The organism is Sphingobium cloacae, assembly GCF_002355855.1.
Classification (GTDB): domain Bacteria; phylum Pseudomonadota; class Alphaproteobacteria; order Sphingomonadales; family Sphingomonadaceae; genus Sphingobium; species Sphingobium cloacae.
Map to the genome: position 1 here is coordinate 2,472,168 of NZ_AP017655.1, position 15,208 is coordinate 2,487,375.

A 15,208-nucleotide genomic window follows, 5' to 3' on the forward strand; every position below is an offset into this window, starting at 1 on the left:
TTCCCCGCGATGGCCCTAGCCTTTTGCCCGCCCATTTCCTAGCTTGGCTGCATGGCCGACATGCAATCCACCAACGCCGCCGCACCTTCCATCATCCGCCGTTCGGACTATCGTCCGCCCGACTGGCTGGTGCCGGGGATCGAACTGGATTTCGATCTCACCGCCGCTGTGACGCGTGTCCATGCGACCCTGTCCGTGGTCCGGAACGGCGAGCATGACAGGCCCCTGCGGCTGGACGGAGACGGCCTCTTCCCGCTGGAAGTCAAGGTGGATGGCCGTGTCCTCGACCCGGAGGAATGGATGCTGGATGGCGGCGCGCTGGTCGTCCCGCTGACCGGACCGGCCCATGCCGTCGAAACGCGGGTCGAGATCGCGCCGGAAAAGAACAGCCAGTTGATGGGTCTTTATGCGAGCGGCGGGCTGCTCTGCACCCAGTGCGAGGCGGAGGGGTTCCGCCGCATCACCTTCTTCCCGGACCGGCCCGATGTCCTGTCGCGCTATACGGTGCGGATGGAGGCCGACAAGGGCCGCTATCCCGTGCTGCTCGCCAATGGCGATCCGGTCGAACGGGGCGATCTGCCCGGCGGCCGTCATTGGGCGCGCTGGACCGATCCCTTTCCCAAGCCCTGCTATCTCTTCGCGCTGGTGGCGGGCGATCTGGCCTGCAACGCCGACCGCTTCGTGACGATGAGCGGGCGCGAAGTGGCGCTCGGCATCTGGGTCAAGGAAGCGGACCTGCCCCGCACCGCCCATGCGATGAAGGCGCTCAAGGACAGCATGGCCTGGGACGAGCGCGTCTATGGCCGGGAATATGACCTGGACGTGTTCAACATCGTCGCCGTGTCGGACTTCAACTTCGGCGCGATGGAGAATAAGGGCCTCAACATATTCAATTCACGCTATATATTGGCGGACCCTGAGACGGCGACCGACCTCGATTATGACGGCGTCGAGGGGGTGGTCGCGCATGAATATTTCCACAACTGGTCGGGCAATCGCATCACCTGCCGGGACTGGTTCCAGCTTTCGCTGAAAGAAGGCTTCACCGTCTTTCGCGACCAGAGCTTTTCCGCCGACATGGGCAGTCATGCGGTCAAGCGGATCGAGGATGTCCGCATCCTGCGCGCGGCCCAGTTCCAGGAGGATGCAGGGCCGCTCGCCCATCCGGTGCGGCCGGAATCCTATATGGAAATCAGTAACTTCTACACGGCAACCATCTATAACAAGGGCGCGGAGCTGATCCGCATGATGGCGCTGATGCTGGGGCCGGAACGCTTCCGCGCCAGCACCGACCTCTATTTCGAGCGGCATGACGGGGAAGCGGCCACCTGCGAGGATTTCGTGCGCGCCATGGAGGATGGCGGGCAGATCGATCTGATGCAATTCCGCCTCTGGTATGAGCAGGCGGGGACGCCCCATGTCCGCGCGCTGCTGAGCCATGACGCCGCCAACGGGACGGCGGAGTTGCGGCTGGAGCAGACGATGCCGACGACGCCGGGCCAGCCGGACAAGAAGCCCATGGCCATTCCGCTGCGCGTGGCGTTGTTCGATCCCGCGACCGGGGGTCATAAAGGCGACCAGTTGCTGATGCTGACGGAGGCCGCGCAGAGCTTCCGCTTCGAAGGCTTTGCCGCGCCGCCGATCCTGTCGATCAATCGCGGCTTTTCCGCGCCGGTGATCGTGGAGACCAATCGTAGCCAGGCGGATCTGGCTTTCCTGTCGGCCCATGATGACGATCCCTTCGCCCGCTATGAGGCGATGCAGCAGTTGATGGTGAACGGGCTGATCGGCCGGATCGGCGGGCAGGCGGTCGATGAGGAGGCCATCGTCGCGGCGATCCGGGGGACGGCGACCGATCCGCAGCTCGACCCCGCCTTCGTCGCGGAGGCCATCCGTCTGCCGAGCGAAGCCTATCTGGGCGACCAGATGCCGGTGGTCGATCCCGACGCCATCCACGCGGCGCGGGAGAGCTTGCAGCAGCGCATCGGCGCGGCGCTGGAGCCGCTATGGCGCGACATCCATGCCGGAACGAAGGCCAATGGCTTTTCGCTGTCTCCGGCGGCCAAGGGGGCGCGCAAGCTGCGGAATATCGCGCTGCATTATCTGGTGGCGGCAGGGGTCGAGGACGGTCCGGCCATCGCCTTCGCGCAATTCCATGAAGCCGACAACATGACCGAGCGGCAGGCGGCGCTCGCCACCCTGGCCAACGGCACCAGCGACGAGCGGGAAGCGGCGCTCGACATCTTCTACAACCGCTATCGGGACGATGCGCTGACACTGGACAAATGGTTCCAGACGCAGGCTTTCGCTTGCCATCCCGATACGGTGGAACTGATAGGGGAATTGCGGCGGCATAAGGATTTCACCCTGACCAATCCCAATCGGGTGCGAGCGCTGATCGGCGCGTTCGCGGGCAACCAATGGGCCTTCCACCACGAGTCGGGGAAAGGCTATCGGCTGGTGGCCGACGCCATCATCGCGCTCGACAAGATCAATCCGCAGACCGCCGCGCGGCTGGTGCCGCCCTTGGGGCGCTGGCGGCGCTTTGATGAAGGACGAGCAGCGATGATGCGCGCGGCGCTGGAGCGGATCTTGGCGGAGCCGGGATTGTCGCGCGACGTGACGGAGCAGGCAGGCAAGAGTCTGGAGTGAGAAGGCCGAACGTTGGCGGTTCATGGGTGAGGAGCGGACATGAGCCCCTCCCCTTCAGGGGAGAGAAGGGCAGAAAGGCTCCTCCTGCCTAAACCCGCCATCGAGGTTGATTCAAGGTTGCGCCACGGTGGGGAGCCACGCCGCTACATCGGCGGCCACCTTGTTCGCGGCGGCGTTGAGCGGACCGCCGACCGTTTCCGGGCCAATCTTGCCGCTGAGCGGCTGCTGGGCGGAGAAACGCTGGCGGGCGAGGATCGTGCCGCCCGGATTGGCGAGGATCGCGTCATAGGTCACGATGGCGCTGTGGCTCTGCTCGTCGATCCCGAAATCGACCAGCGCGCCCATCAGTCTTTGGCCGGGAACGCCGGTATACTGGCCGGGGTCCAGCACGATCCGGGTTCCGCTGGCCGCGATCGTTTCCGCCAGCAAGCCCTGGAACAGGTGGCGGGGCGTGTCGGACCACTGCACCTTGGTCACATAGGCGATGGAGGTCGGCGACATGCGGACGGGCACCCGCACCGTGTCCAGTATCTTGGGCGCTTCGGGATCGGCCACCACCAGGCTGGGCGCCTGCGCCACATTGGCCGCCGTGCCCGCCGTCACCCGCTGCGCGGGGCTGAGCGAGAGAAGCTGCTGCGGCGGTTTGGCGCCGAAGGACACGCAGCCGCCCAGAAGGAGGCTGAGCGTAAGAGCGGCGACCGCCATGCGGGGGGCTTTATGCTGTTTCATGTGGAACATCCTGCGGCTCCCTCGTCTCAATTCTTGTAGTCAGGCAATTTGGGCGATCCGACCAGCGAACCCGCGCCCTGCTGGTCGAGCTTTTCGGCGATACCGCGGAAGGCGCGCGACATTTCGCGCAGGTCGCGGACAAGCTGGTTCACTTCCGGCATGGTCTGGTTGCTGAAGGCATGGACGCCCGGCTGTGCCTCCGCGATCGTCTTGTCGAGCGTGTCGATGCTGCGGGTCGCGGACTGCACGCTCTTGCGCAGGTCGCCCATAAGCGGACGGCCTTCGTCGTTCAGCAACGAATCCGTGGTCGCGGCGAGCTTGCCGATATTCTCGGCGGCGATGCCGGTGCGCTGCACGGCGATGCGCGCTTCGGCCAAGGTGGCGGCGATTTCCGGGCTGCGATCGGAGAGAGCGCCCGTCACCTTCTCGACATTGGCGAGGATGCCGGCGATGGATTGCTGGTTCTTGTCGCTCAGCAATTCCGTCAGCCGCTCGGTCAGGGTGGAGAGACGTTCCAGAAGCTGCGGCGCGTTGTTGAGCAGTTCGCCCAGCGCACCCGGCTTGGTGGGGATGACCGGCACGCCGTCGGGGCAGGCGGATTGCGGATTATTCTCCGGGCACTGGATCGGCGGCGCGCCCTTGACCGCGCCGTCCAGCACGATTTCCGACACGCCGGTGAAGCCCACGCCCTGAATGGTGGCGGTGGTGCCCAGCAGCACGGGGGTCCCTTCCTTCACGGAGATGCGGACCTTCACGAAGCTGGGGTCGCGCTTCCACAGTTCGATCTTCTCGACCTGCCCGGAAGGAACGCCGGAATAATTGACGCTCGATCCCTTGGCGAGGCCGTTCACGGACTGTTTGAAGAAGATGTCATATTCCTTGTTCTCCCCGTCCGACAGGCGGGAGAACCAGAAGGCGGCGAGCATGATCGCGGCCAGCAACAGCAGCGTGACCGTGCCCACCAGCACATGATTGGAGCGGGTTTCCATATCCTATCGCCTTCCGTCCGCTGGGTTTCCGGCAGCGGTCCTGCCGCGCTCGCGCTCCACCGCCGCCGTGGCGGCGCGCCCGCGCGGGCCGTTGAAATATTCCTGTATCCACGGATGATCCGTCGCCAGCAACTCGTCGATCGTCCCCACCGCAATCACCTTCTTGTCCGCCAGCACCGCCACCCGGTCGCAGATCGAATAGAGCGTGTCGAGATCATGAGTGATGAGAAAGACGGTGAGGCCCAGCGTCTGCTGCAAACTCCGCGTCTGATCGTCGAACGCCGCCGCGCCGATGGGGTCGAGACCCGCCGTGGGCTCGTCGAGGAAGAGGAGGTCCGGGTCCAGCGCCAGCGCGCGGGCCAGACCGGCGCGCTTCTTCATGCCGCCCGACAGTTCGGCGGGATATTTGGGCCCGGCGTCGGCGGGCAGCCCGGTCATGCGGATCTTGTAGGCGGCGATCTCGTCCCGAAGCTGCGCGCCGATATTGGAATAATATTCCCGGATCGGCACTTCGACATTTTCCGCCACCGTCAGCGTGGAAAAGAGCGCGCCACCCTGAAACAGCACACCCCAGCGCTTGCGGATGGCCAGCGCCTCGTCATCCAGCCGCCCGATCATGGGTTCGCCGAACACCTCGATCTCGCCCTGGTCGGGTATCTGGAGGCCGATGATGGAGCGCATCAGCACCGACTTGCCCGTGCCGGACCCGCCGACCACGCCCAATATCTCCCCCTTGCGCACGTCGAGGTCCAGCCCTTCATGCACGACCTGATCGCCGAAGCTGTTGCGCAGGCCACGGACGCAAATGGCGATGCCGTCTTTCTCCACGGCCTTTTCGACGCGGGATTCTTCCGCCACCAATTCTTCCTCGGGCGCCATCAGTTCCAGCCCACCCAGGTGAAGAAGACCGCGAAGAAGGCGTCGAGCACGATGACGAGGAAGATCGCCTGCACCACGGCGGCGGTGGTGCGCAGGCCGACTTCCTCGGCATTGGCCTTGACCTGCATCCCCTGAAAACACCCCGCGATGGCGATGATGAGGCCGAAGACCGGCGCCTTGATAAGACCGACCCACAGGTCCGTGATCGGCACGACTTCCCGCAGCCGCTGGACGAAGGTGATGGGCGGGATATCGAGCGACACCGCGCAGAGGAACCCGCCGCCGATCACCGCGATGATGGAGGAATAGAAGCCCAGCAGGGGCATCATCACGACCACCGCCAGCGTCCGGGGCAGGACCAGCGCCTCCATGGGCGACACGCCGATGGTGCGCATCGCGTCCACTTCCTCGGTCAGCTTCATCGTGCCCAGCTGCGCGGCGAAGGCGGAACCGGAACGGCCCGCCACCATGATCGCGGTCATCAGCACGCCCAACTCGCGGAAGGTAAGGCGCCCGACCAGGTTGATCGTCAACATCTCCATGCCGAACTGGCGCAGCTGCACCGATCCCTGCTGGGCGATGACGATGCCTATCAGGAAGCTCATCAGGCCGATGATGCCGAGCGCCGACACGCCGACGACCTCGAACCGCTGCACCACGGCATTGACGCGGAAGCGGCGGGGATGGCGGATGACATTCCATGTCGCGACCAGCGTCGCGCCGAAAAATCCGAGCAGGCCGAGCAGCGTGGAACCCGCCATGCTGACCGCCGCGCCGATCTCGCCCAGCACGCGCTGGATCGGGGGCACATAATCGGGGCGGATGGCGACCGGCTCGTCCAGCTTGCCGACGGCCGAAACCATGCGTTCCGCGTCGTCGCTGCCGCCCGTGACCTCGCAATCCAGCCTCTTGGCGGTGCGGTGCACGGTCCATGCGCCGATCGTGTCCATATGATCGACATCGGACAGGTCGATCGCGCTGACCGGCCCGTCCAGCGCATCGAGCCGCGCGGGCAGGTCGCGCAGGCAGGCTATGGTCAGCGCGCCGGAAAGCCGCACGACCGTGCTGCCATCGCGCGTTTCCTCAGCAAGATCAGCGGCTTTGTTCATGCGTCCGGATTAGTGGTCCATTATCGGTTGCACGGCAAGCCGAAACGGCCCATCCGCACGATAGAACCAAGGGCAGGGACAAAAGTTCAGATCAAGGCATGACCCACAGGCTGGCGTTTTACGACATGGACCGCACGGTGACCTATTCGGGCACCTATACCGGATTCCTGCTGCATGTGGCGCGGCGGATGGCGCCGTGGCGGCTGTTGCTGTTTCCCGGCGTGGTGCTGATGATGCTGGCCTATGTGCTGAAGCTGGTGACGCGCCAGCGGTTGAAGGAAGTCAATCAGGGGCTGATGATCGGCTGGAACGTCGAGCGGGCGAAGCTGATGCCGCATGTCGAAAGCTATGCGGCGAGGGTGGTGGCGGGCAATGTCCGCCCCGGCGCGCTGGCGCAGATCGCGCGGGACAAGGCGGACGGGTGCACCCTGGTTCTGGCGACGGCCTCCTACCGCCTTTATGTCGAGCCGATCGCGCGGCGGCTGGGCTTCGACGCGGTGATCGCGACCGATCATCTGTCGCAGGACCTGCGCTATGTGCGCGCGAAGATCGCGGGCGAGAATTGCTACGACACGGGCAAGCTGCGGATGATAAAGGCATGGATGGCGGCAGAGGCCATCGACCGCTCGACGGCGCATATCCGGTCCTATTCCGATCATGTGTCGGACGCGCCGATGCTGGAATTTTCCGATGTTCCCCATGCGGCCAACCCGCACAAGCCGCTGGCGAAGCTGGCGGCGGAGAAGGGTTGGGCGCGGGTCGACTGGCCCTAGCGTTTCGTGCTCCTGCCTGCGCAGGAGCACTTTATCCTCTCAAGCTCCCATTGCCCGCAAAGCCTGCGCGAAGTCGGCGATCAGGTCGTCGGCATCCTCGCAGCCGATGGAGATGCGCACCATATTGTCGCCGATGTTGAGCGCCTTCTTGCGCTCCGCGGGCACGGACAGGTGAGTCATCGCGGCGGGGTGGCTCGCCAGCGTCTCCGTGCCGCCGAGGCTGACGGCGAGCTTCGCGATCCTGAGCGCGTCGAGGAAGGCGAAGGCTTCGGCCTCGCCGCCCTTGAGGTAAAGCGAGAAGGTGGAACCCGCGCCGCTGCAATGGCGGCGGTAGATGTCCGCCTGCCGCTCGGTTTCGGGGAAGCCGAGATAGACGACCTTCTCCACCTGCGGCTGGTCCCTGAGCCAGGCGCAGACCTTCGCCGCATTCTCGCCCGCCCGGCTCATCCGCAGTTCCAGCGTTTCGAGGCTCCGCAGCAGCATCCAGGCGGAATGGGGGTCGAGGATCGTGCCGATGGTGTTGCGCATCAGCCGGATGGTGTTGATGAGCGCGTTGCTGCCCAGCACGCCGCCCGCGACCAGATCGCTATGCCCGCCCGCATATTTGGTGAGGGAGTAGATGACGAGATCCGCGCCATGGGCCAGCGGATGATGCCACAGCGGACCCAGGAAGGTGTTGTCGATGGCGATGGGCGGCACATGGTCCGCGCCCGCGAACAATGCATCACGCCGCGCCGCGACCGCTTCCAGATCGACCAGCACATTGGTCGGATTGGCCGGGCTTTCGAGATAGAGGAGCGCCACGCGGCCCAATCCCTTCGCCTTTTCGAGGACCGCGCCAATCTCCTCCTCCGTCGCGCCCGCCGGGAAATCGAGCCACTGGACGCCGAAACGCCCGAGGATGCGCCCGATCAGCGATTCGGTCGCGGCATAGAGCGGCGCTGAATGGACGATCACGTCGCCCGGCTGCACCAGCGCGAGCAGGGTGGTGGCGATGGCCGACATGCCGCTGGAAAAGAGCAGCGCATCCTCCGCCTCTTCCCAGACGGACAGGCGGTCCTCGGCGATTTCCTGATTCGGGCCGTTGAAGCGGGAATAGACGAGGCCCTCCGCGCCGCCGGGCCGGATGCCGGTCACGCCCTCGAAATGCCGCTTGCCCGCCGCCGCGCTTTCGAAGGCGAAGGTGGAGGTGAGGAAGATGGGGGGTTTCAGCGAGCCTTCGGACAAGGTGGGGTCATAGCCATGGCCCATCATCAGCGTCGCGGGCTTCAGCTTGCGCCCTTCGATCTCCATGATCGGGGCCTTGGGACGGCGGCGGTTGCGGGTGGGTTCGGCGCCGGTCAGCTCGGCTTCGGTTTCGCCGGTCATCAGTCGGATACTCCTGCAAGGGGCGGCGTCCGGGGGCGCCGCTGTCATGGCGCGAGTGTAACGCATGAGGGCGGGAAAGAGCCAGCATCATCGGGAAACATTGTTTCTTCCGACAGCATTATTATTCTTCTCGCTGGCGGAAGTGACAGAGGGGCCACGCCTTCCTACATCCCTCCCATGGACATAGCCCTTCCCGATCCGCTGGAGCGATGGTTCGCGGATCGCGGCTGGACGCCCCGCCGCCATCAGCGCGACATGCTGGCCGCCGCGCGCCGGGGCGAACATGCGCTGCTGGTCGCGCCTACGGGGGCGGGCAAGACGCTGGCGGGGTTCCTGCCGACGCTCGCCGACCTGATCGAACGACCGGGGGAGGGGCTTCACACCCTCTATATCTCGCCGCTGAAGGCGCTGGCGGTGGACGTCCGCCGCAACCTCCTCACCCCCATTGAGGAGATGGACCTTCCCATCCGCGTCGAGACGCGCACCGGCGATACGCCCTCGGATCGCAAGGCCCGACAGCGCGCCCGGCCCCCGCAGATATTGCTGACCACGCCCGAATCGCTTTCGCTGCTGCTGAGCTATCCCGACAGCTTCCTGATGTTTTCCGGGCTGAAGACGGTCATCGTCGATGAAGTCCACGCCTTCGCGACGCAGAAGCGCGGCGATCTGCTCAACCTGTCGCTGGCGCGCTTGCAGGCGATCCATCCGGGCCTGCGCCGCGTGGCGCTGTCCGCCACGGTGGCGGATGTGGACGCCTATCGCGCCTGGCTCGCGCCCGATGGCGACATCGACACGGTGACACCGGTGCTGGGCGAGCAGGGCGCGGAGCCGAATGTCGCGATCCTCATCCCCGAAGGGCGCATCCCCTGGTCCGGCCACTCCGGCAAATATGCCGCCCGGCAGGTAATGGAGGAGATCGAGCGGCGGCAGACCACACTCGTTTTCTGCAACACGCGGGGGCTGGCGGAGCTGATCTTCCAGTCGCTCTGGGCGGTGAACGACGCCAACCTGCCCATCGCGATCCACCATGGCAGCCTGTCCATCGAGGCGCGGCGCAAGGTGGAAAGCGCCATGGCGGCGGGGAAGCTGCGCGGCCTTGTCGCGACCGCCAGCCTCGACCTGGGCGTCGATTGGGGCAATGTCGATTGCGTGATCCAGATGGGGGCGCCCAAGGGTTCGTCCCGCCTGCTCCAGCGCATCGGCCGCGCCAATCACCGGCTCGACATGCCCAGCGAGGCGATCCTGATCCCCGGCAACCGCTTCGAATATCTGGAGGCCCGCGCCGCGCTCGACGCCGTGGAATCGGGCGAGCGCGATACGGACGATTTCCGGCCCGGCAGCCTCGACGTGCTGGCCCAGCATGTGATGGCGATGGCCTGCGCCGCGCCCTTCCGCGAGGAGGCGTTGCTGGCCGAAGTCCGCTCCGCCATGCCCTACAGCGCGCTGACGGACGAAGCCTTCGCCAACGTCCTGCATTTCATCGAGGGTGGCGGCTATGCCCTGCGCGCCTATGACCGCTTCAAGCGCCTGACCCGCGATCCGGACGGCACATGGCGCGTATCCCATCCCCGGTTCATCCAGCAGCACAGGATGAACGCGGGCATCATCGTCGACCAGCCGGTGCTGGACGTGCGCTTCGCCAATGGGCGCAAGCTTGGCACGGTGGAGGAGGGCTTCGCCGCCACGCTGCGACCGGGCGACAGCTTCTTCTTTTCCGGCATGGCGCTGGAAGTGGTGCGGATGGACCTGACCGACCTCATCGTGCGCGCGACGGCCAAGCAGGCGCGGCTGCCAAGCTGGGGCGGCACGCGCATGGCCATGTCCACGCGGCTTGCCGACCGGGTGCGCCACTTCCTCGCCGCGCCGGAGGAATGGCACCGCTTCCCCGAGGATGTGCGCGAATGGCTGGCGATGCAGAAATACCGGTCCGCGCTGCCGCAGCCGGGGCAGCTCCTGGTCGAAACCTTCCCGCATGAGGGGCGGCATTATCTGGTCTGCTACAGTTTCGAAGGGTGGAACGCGCATCAGTCGCTGGGGATGCTGCTCACCCGGCGCATGGACGCGCAGGGGTTAATGCCGCTGGGCTTCGTGTCGAACGACTATGCGCTGGCGGTCTATGGGTTGAAACCCGTCACCGATCCGCAGAGCCTCTTTTCCGCCGACATCCTTGACCATGAGTTCGTGGAATGGGTGGAAGAATCGAGCCTGCTCAAGCGCGCCTTTCGCGACGTGGCGGTGATTTCCGGCCTGATCGAGCGGCAGCATCCCGGCAAGCGCAAGACCGGGCGGCAGGTGACCTTCTCCACCGACCTCATCTATGACGTGCTGCGCAAATATCAGCCCGACCATCTGCTGCTGAAAGCCGCATGGGCCGACGCCCGCGCGCGGATGACGGATGTGGGGCGTCTGGGCGACCTCATAGACCGGGCGGCTTCCACCATGCTGCATGTCGATCTGGATCGCGTCAGCCCGCTGGCGGTTCCGGTGCTGATCCTCATCGGGCGCGAGCAGGTGGCGCAGGCCGCGGCGGAGGACGCCCTTCTGATCGAGGCGGAGGCGCTGGTGGCCGAGGCGATGCGGGCGGATTAGGCGGGCGTTTCGACCAGCTCCGCGATCTCGAAGACATGGCTTTTCCAGCCGCGCATCCTTGCCGCTTCCTGCGTGGCGATGCGTTTCTTCTTCGTGTCGGCAAGGGAGCGGCCGTGGCCCCAGAAAACCTCCGTCTTGCCGTTCTCCAGTTCGGCGACGATGCGCCAATAATGGGTGAAGCTGTCGGTCGTCGGGCCGATGGTCTTCACATAGCCATCGGGCATGGTGGCCGTCAGATAGCGCCGTTTCTTCCCCATGCGCCTATCCCTTGAAGCGATGCAGCCCCGCGCCATGCGCCCGGAGCCATGCCCGCGCCGGTCGCGGATCGCGGCCCAATAGCTCCGCATGGGCGGCGTGGAAGGCGGGGCTGTGGTCCATGTGGAGCAGATGCGCCAGTTCATGCGCGACGGTGGCCTGCCGCACCTCCGGCGGGCAGAGGATCAGCCGCCAGCTATAGCGGATCGCGCCGCTCGACGCGCAACTGCCCCAGCGGCTGCGCGGATCGCCCACGCCGACGGAGGCGACCGCCAGCCCATGCCGGGACGCCAGGTCGCGCGTTTCGCTTTCCAGCATCGCTTTCGCCCGGCCCCTGAGCCAGCGCGCTATGCGCGGGGCGACCGATTCAGCGGCTCCGCCCAGCAGAAGCCTGTCCTCCTCCAGCCGGATCGTGCGGGACGCGCCCTCCACCCAGCGGATTTGCACCTCGCGCCCCTCCAGCGGGAAGACCGCGCCGTCGCCCAGCACCACCAGCGCGGGACGGGCGCTCATCTGCGCCTTTACCCAGCCTTCATGTCCCTGCGCCCAGCCGAGCGCGCGTTTCAGGCTGGCGCGGGCGGGCAGGGACAGGCGCAATTCGCCTCGCACGCCGTCGAGCGACAGTTTGTAGGCCCGCGCGCGGGCCGAGCGGCGGACGCGCACGGGCACCGCGACGCCATCCACGAGGATCGCGGCTTCGTCAGAGTTCCCGGTCGACAAGATGATGTTCCCAATCACCCGCATCGGCCTCCGCCACGGTCCAGCCGCGCACGGATTCGCCGGCGCGGTGGACGGCTTCGCGGTCGCCGCAGATGAGGTAGTGCCATTCCGGCAGCGGCCTGCCTTCTTCGCGCAGGCGATAGGCACAGGTGCGGGGCAGCCAGCCGATCTGCTTCACCTTCTGCGGCGTCAGGCGCACGCAATCGGGCACGAAGCGGCGGCGGTCCTTGTAATTGGTGCATTGGCCGCTGTGCCGGTCGAGCAGGCGGCAGGCGACATTGGTGGGATAGATGCGCCCCGTATCCTCATCCTCCGCCTTGTGCAGGCAGCATTTGCCGCAGCCGTCGCACAGCGCCTCCCACTGCGCGCGGTCCAGCTGGTCGAGGGGTTTTTCCCAGAATTCCAATGGCCTCACTTCACCCATTTTTCGAGGGACGCGAGCACATGGTCGGGCGACCCTTCGTCCACGTCCGGCGTCCCCGGATCGTCCACCGGCACCAGCGCGATCGGCGCGCCGTCCGGACCGAAGAGATAGGGCGTGCGGCTGTGCCCGACCAGATAGTCGCTCGCGCCCTGCGACTCCTCGCGATGATAGATGACGGCGAAATCCCTGGCGACCTTCGCGATCTCGTCCGGCGTGCCGGTGAGGCCGATCAGGCGCGGGTGGAAGGCGCTCACATAGGTCTTGACCGTGGCGGGCGTGTCGCGCTGCGGGTCGACACTGATGAAGATCGGCTGGACTCTCGCGGCAAGGGCGGGCTTTTCCTTCTCGAACTTCGCGAACGCCTGCGTGATGCGTTGCAGGTCGACCGGGCACACGTCCGGGCAATAGGTGTAGCCGAAATAGACGAGGCGGTACTGGCCCTGGAAATCGTCCCAGCTCACCTTTTTCCCGTCCTGATCGGTAAGCGTGAAGGGCGCCCCGATCCTGGCGCCGGCCAATTCGCCCTGCGGGCTTGATGCATTGTCCGCGCCGCCCATATTACAGGCAGCCAGAAGGGCGAGGACGGGCAGGGCGGCGATGGTCAGCGCTTTGTTCATGGCATGGCCAGCCATGCCCTGCTAAGCCCGCATTTGCAAATCCAACGGGGCATGAAAGCATGACGAGTCGTTTTTGGGGTGTTCGCGGCGCCGCGCTGGCCTTGGCCCTGCTGACCCCGGCCGCCGCACAGGCGCAATTTTCGGATGCCTATAATTTCCTGAAAGCGGTCAAGGATGTGGACGGGCAAAAGGCGACCGACCTGCTGCAAAAGCCGGGATCGACCGTCATCAACAGCCGCGACGTCACCACCGGCGAAACCGCGCTGCATTATGTGGTGGCGCGGCGGGACAATAGCTGGCTCGCCTTCCTTCTGTCCAAGGGCGCCAATGCCAACCTGGCCGACAACCAGGGCAACACCCCGCTGATGGATGCGGTGCAGGGACGGTTCGAGGAAGGGGTCCGCACGCTCCTGACCTTCGGCGCGCAGGTGGACAAGACGAACAGCAGCGGCGAAACGCCCCTGATCCGCGCGGTGCAGCTGCGGGACGTGGGGCTGGTCCGCCTGCTGGTGGCGCAGGGGGCCAATCCCGACAGGCGCGACACGCTGGCGGGCATGTCCGCGCGCGACTATGCGGAACGGGACGGCCGCACGCCGGGCCTCATCGAAGCGCTCGACAGCGCCAAGCCCAAAAGCACGACGCCCAGCGGGCCGGTGCAGGGTCCGGTGTTACGCTAATCCCCTTACCAGCCGATTTCCGCCGCATGGTCGGGATCGGTCAGCGCGGTCAGCCGCCGCGCCGCGCGCCGGGCGAAACGCAATGTCTCCGCCTTGCGCCGCGCCGCCGCCAGCGCCTCGGTCGGGGCGGGACGGAGCAGTTCGGCGTCATATTGATCGGCGACGATCAGGCCCGTCCGATCCGGCCATAGCAGTTCGCCGTCGAACAGCGACAGGTCGAAACCCGACGGCACCGCCCAATAGAAGCGGTCGCAATAATCGAAATAGTCCGGCCATTTCATGTCGCCCATCAGGTCGGCGCGGCTGCACTTGATCTCCACGATGGTGATCCGCCCCGCGCCGTCCAGCGCCATGATGTCCGCCCGACGGCCGTTGGGGAGCGGCACTTCCAATAGGCCGCTCATGTCGTGACGGAAGAAAAGGCGCAGCGTCCCGCGAGCCACGGCCAGCGCCGTGCCATCGGTCAGGGGGGAGCAGCCTTGGGCGGCGGCCATATCGTTCATGATCCACCTTTAGAACAAGTCATGAACATATGAAAAGGCCGATGCGGAACGCTTCGTCCCGAATCGGCCCTGCACATCCTCCGCTGAAAGGATCAGCGATAGAAGATATGATTGTCGATCGCCGCCAGCTTCGTCTTGCCCCAATTGGGCGAAACGCGGCGGGCGTGGAAGAACAGCGCCCCTTCCGCCTTGCTGTCCCAGCTGTCCGCCATGGCGATCTGGGCGATGGCGACAGCCTGACGCCAGCTGTTGCCATTCATGCGGATCGACGGCATGGACTGGCCGCGCACGAAGCTGAACTGGCTGGGCTGATAGACGACGCCGCACAGGCTGTCGGCGAAGCGGCCGGATTTGGCGCGGTTGATGATGACCCGCGCGACCGCGAGCTGGCCTTCCAGGCTTTCGCCCTTGGATTCGAAATAGACGGCGCCCGCGAGGCACTTCATGTCGCCGTCCAGCTCTTCGGGAGCGCCATGCGCATCGACCAGAGCGGCCAGGCTGTCGGCCTGCACGGAACCATCGGAGGAAGAGAGAGTTTCATCAGAAGCCAGCGGCTGCGCGACTTCGCGCGGCGCGGCAAAGATGACGGCGGGCTTTTGACCGGCCGCGGGCGCTCCATGGGGCGCGATATCGGTGGGAAGAGTCCCGTTGGAGGATATCGCCTCACTGGCGGAGGACATATCCGACGCCGTGACCGCCGCGGCGGTGGACAGCGCAAATGCCGCAACGATCGCGGCCTTCAGACGAAAACTCATTATATCTCAAAAACATGCGGTTCTTGGCCTGAAACGTCTATTCAACCCGATATTCTGCGACGTTCGGCCGCCTCCCGTCTGCGTGTTTACCCTGTCCGTCCCCCTTGACGGGTCATGGCAACCTGCGCGTTCAACAAGCGTCGGGGGCCTGTGCCCGCGCGCGGAAGGT

Annotated in this window: 15 protein-coding genes; 4 read left to right on the forward strand and 11 right to left on the reverse strand. The window is 65.8% G+C overall.

Going from position 1 to position 15,208, the window contains the following annotated elements:
- Positions 1 to 51 precede the first annotated feature (51 nt).
- Positions 52 to 2,652 (forward strand): aminopeptidase N, encoded by a 2,601-nt coding sequence (pepN, locus tag SCLO_RS12385; RefSeq protein ID WP_066517166.1) that lies wholly within the window; start codon positions 52 to 54, stop codon positions 2,650 to 2,652.
- Positions 2,653 to 2,763: 111 nt separating this feature from the next.
- Here pepN and SCLO_RS12390 read toward each other — a convergent pair whose 3' ends face one another.
- Genes SCLO_RS12390 through SCLO_RS12405 form a run of 4 tightly spaced genes read right to left on the reverse strand, consistent with a single transcriptional unit; the run spans position 2,764 to position 6,358 of the window.
- A complete protein-coding gene (locus SCLO_RS12390) occupies positions 2,764 to 3,390 on the reverse strand; it encodes an ABC-type transport auxiliary lipoprotein family protein (RefSeq protein ID WP_066517164.1) in 627 nt (208 codons plus the stop codon).
- Positions 3,391 to 3,407: 17 nt separating this feature from the next.
- Positions 3,408 to 4,370 (reverse strand): MlaD family protein, encoded by a 963-nt coding sequence (locus tag SCLO_RS12395; protein WP_066517162.1) that lies wholly within the window; start codon positions 4,368 to 4,370, stop codon positions 3,408 to 3,410.
- 3 nt (positions 4,371 to 4,373) lie between these two features.
- On the reverse strand, positions 4,374 to 5,249 hold the full coding sequence (locus SCLO_RS12400) for an ABC transporter ATP-binding protein (protein WP_066517161.1): 876 nt from the start codon (positions 5,247 to 5,249) through the stop codon (positions 4,374 to 4,376).
- Complete coding sequence (locus tag SCLO_RS12405) at positions 5,249 to 6,358, reverse strand: ABC transporter permease (protein ID WP_066517160.1); 1,110 nt, start codon at positions 6,356 to 6,358, stop codon at positions 5,249 to 5,251. Before SCLO_RS12405 ends, SCLO_RS12400 begins: the two co-directional genes overlap by 1 nt.
- Positions 6,359 to 6,456: 98 nt before the next feature.
- On the opposite strand from SCLO_RS12405, the gene SCLO_RS12410 reads away from it, so the two are divergent.
- Entirely contained in the window at positions 6,457 to 7,131 is a 675-nt protein-coding gene (locus SCLO_RS12410; protein ID WP_066517159.1) for an HAD family hydrolase, read from the forward strand.
- Positions 7,132 to 7,170: 39 nt separating this feature from the next.
- Here SCLO_RS12410 and SCLO_RS12415 read toward each other — a convergent pair whose 3' ends face one another.
- Positions 7,171 to 8,499, reverse strand: a complete 1,329-nt coding sequence (locus SCLO_RS12415; RefSeq protein WP_066517157.1) for a cystathionine gamma-synthase family protein — start codon at positions 8,497 to 8,499, stop codon at positions 7,171 to 7,173.
- Positions 8,500 to 8,676: 177 nt separating this feature from the next.
- Between SCLO_RS12415 and SCLO_RS12420 the strand changes: the two genes are divergently transcribed.
- Complete coding sequence (locus SCLO_RS12420) at positions 8,677 to 11,088, forward strand: ligase-associated DNA damage response DEXH box helicase (RefSeq protein ID WP_066517156.1); 2,412 nt, start codon at positions 8,677 to 8,679, stop codon at positions 11,086 to 11,088.
- On the opposite strand, the gene SCLO_RS12425 is transcribed toward SCLO_RS12420, so the two are convergent.
- The 4 genes from SCLO_RS12425 to SCLO_RS12440 are packed head-to-tail and all read right to left on the reverse strand — an operon-like array spanning position 11,085 to position 13,119.
- The gene (locus SCLO_RS12425) at positions 11,085 to 11,345 is read right to left on the reverse strand and encodes a hypothetical protein (RefSeq protein ID WP_066517154.1); all 261 of its coding nucleotides are present in this window, start codon (positions 11,343 to 11,345) and stop codon (positions 11,085 to 11,087) included. The genes SCLO_RS12420 and SCLO_RS12425 overlap by 4 nt on opposite strands.
- A 4-nt stretch (positions 11,346 to 11,349) precedes the next feature.
- Entirely contained in the window at positions 11,350 to 12,087 is a 738-nt protein-coding gene (locus SCLO_RS12430; protein WP_174521957.1) for a M48 family metallopeptidase, read from the reverse strand.
- Entirely contained in the window at positions 12,044 to 12,469 is a 426-nt protein-coding gene (locus SCLO_RS12435; RefSeq protein ID WP_066517149.1) for a YcgN family cysteine cluster protein, read from the reverse strand. The genes SCLO_RS12430 and SCLO_RS12435 overlap by 44 nt, the downstream gene beginning before the upstream one ends.
- A gap of 5 nt (positions 12,470 to 12,474) precedes the next feature.
- The gene (locus SCLO_RS12440; protein ID WP_174521956.1) at positions 12,475 to 13,119 is read right to left on the reverse strand and encodes an SCO family protein; all 645 of its coding nucleotides are present in this window, start codon (positions 13,117 to 13,119) and stop codon (positions 12,475 to 12,477) included.
- 44 nt (positions 13,120 to 13,163) lie between these two features.
- Here SCLO_RS12440 and SCLO_RS12445 point away from each other — a divergent pair, with 44 nt between their 5' ends.
- Positions 13,164 to 13,781 carry an ankyrin repeat domain-containing protein gene (locus tag SCLO_RS12445; protein WP_066517147.1) on the forward strand — a complete coding sequence of 206 codons (618 nt, stop codon included), beginning with the start codon at positions 13,164 to 13,166 and terminating at the stop codon, positions 13,779 to 13,781.
- Positions 13,782 to 13,786: 5 nt separating this feature from the next.
- Here SCLO_RS12445 and SCLO_RS12450 read toward each other — a convergent pair whose 3' ends face one another.
- Both SCLO_RS12450 and SCLO_RS12455 read right to left on the reverse strand, forming a co-directional pair.
- The gene (locus tag SCLO_RS12450; protein WP_066517146.1) at positions 13,787 to 14,284 is read right to left on the reverse strand and encodes an MmcB family DNA repair protein; all 498 of its coding nucleotides are present in this window, start codon (positions 14,282 to 14,284) and stop codon (positions 13,787 to 13,789) included.
- A gap of 92 nt (positions 14,285 to 14,376) precedes the next feature.
- Entirely contained in the window at positions 14,377 to 15,039 is a 663-nt protein-coding gene (locus tag SCLO_RS12455; RefSeq protein ID WP_066517144.1) for a cell wall hydrolase, read from the reverse strand.
- Positions 15,040 to 15,208 lie beyond the last annotated feature (169 nt).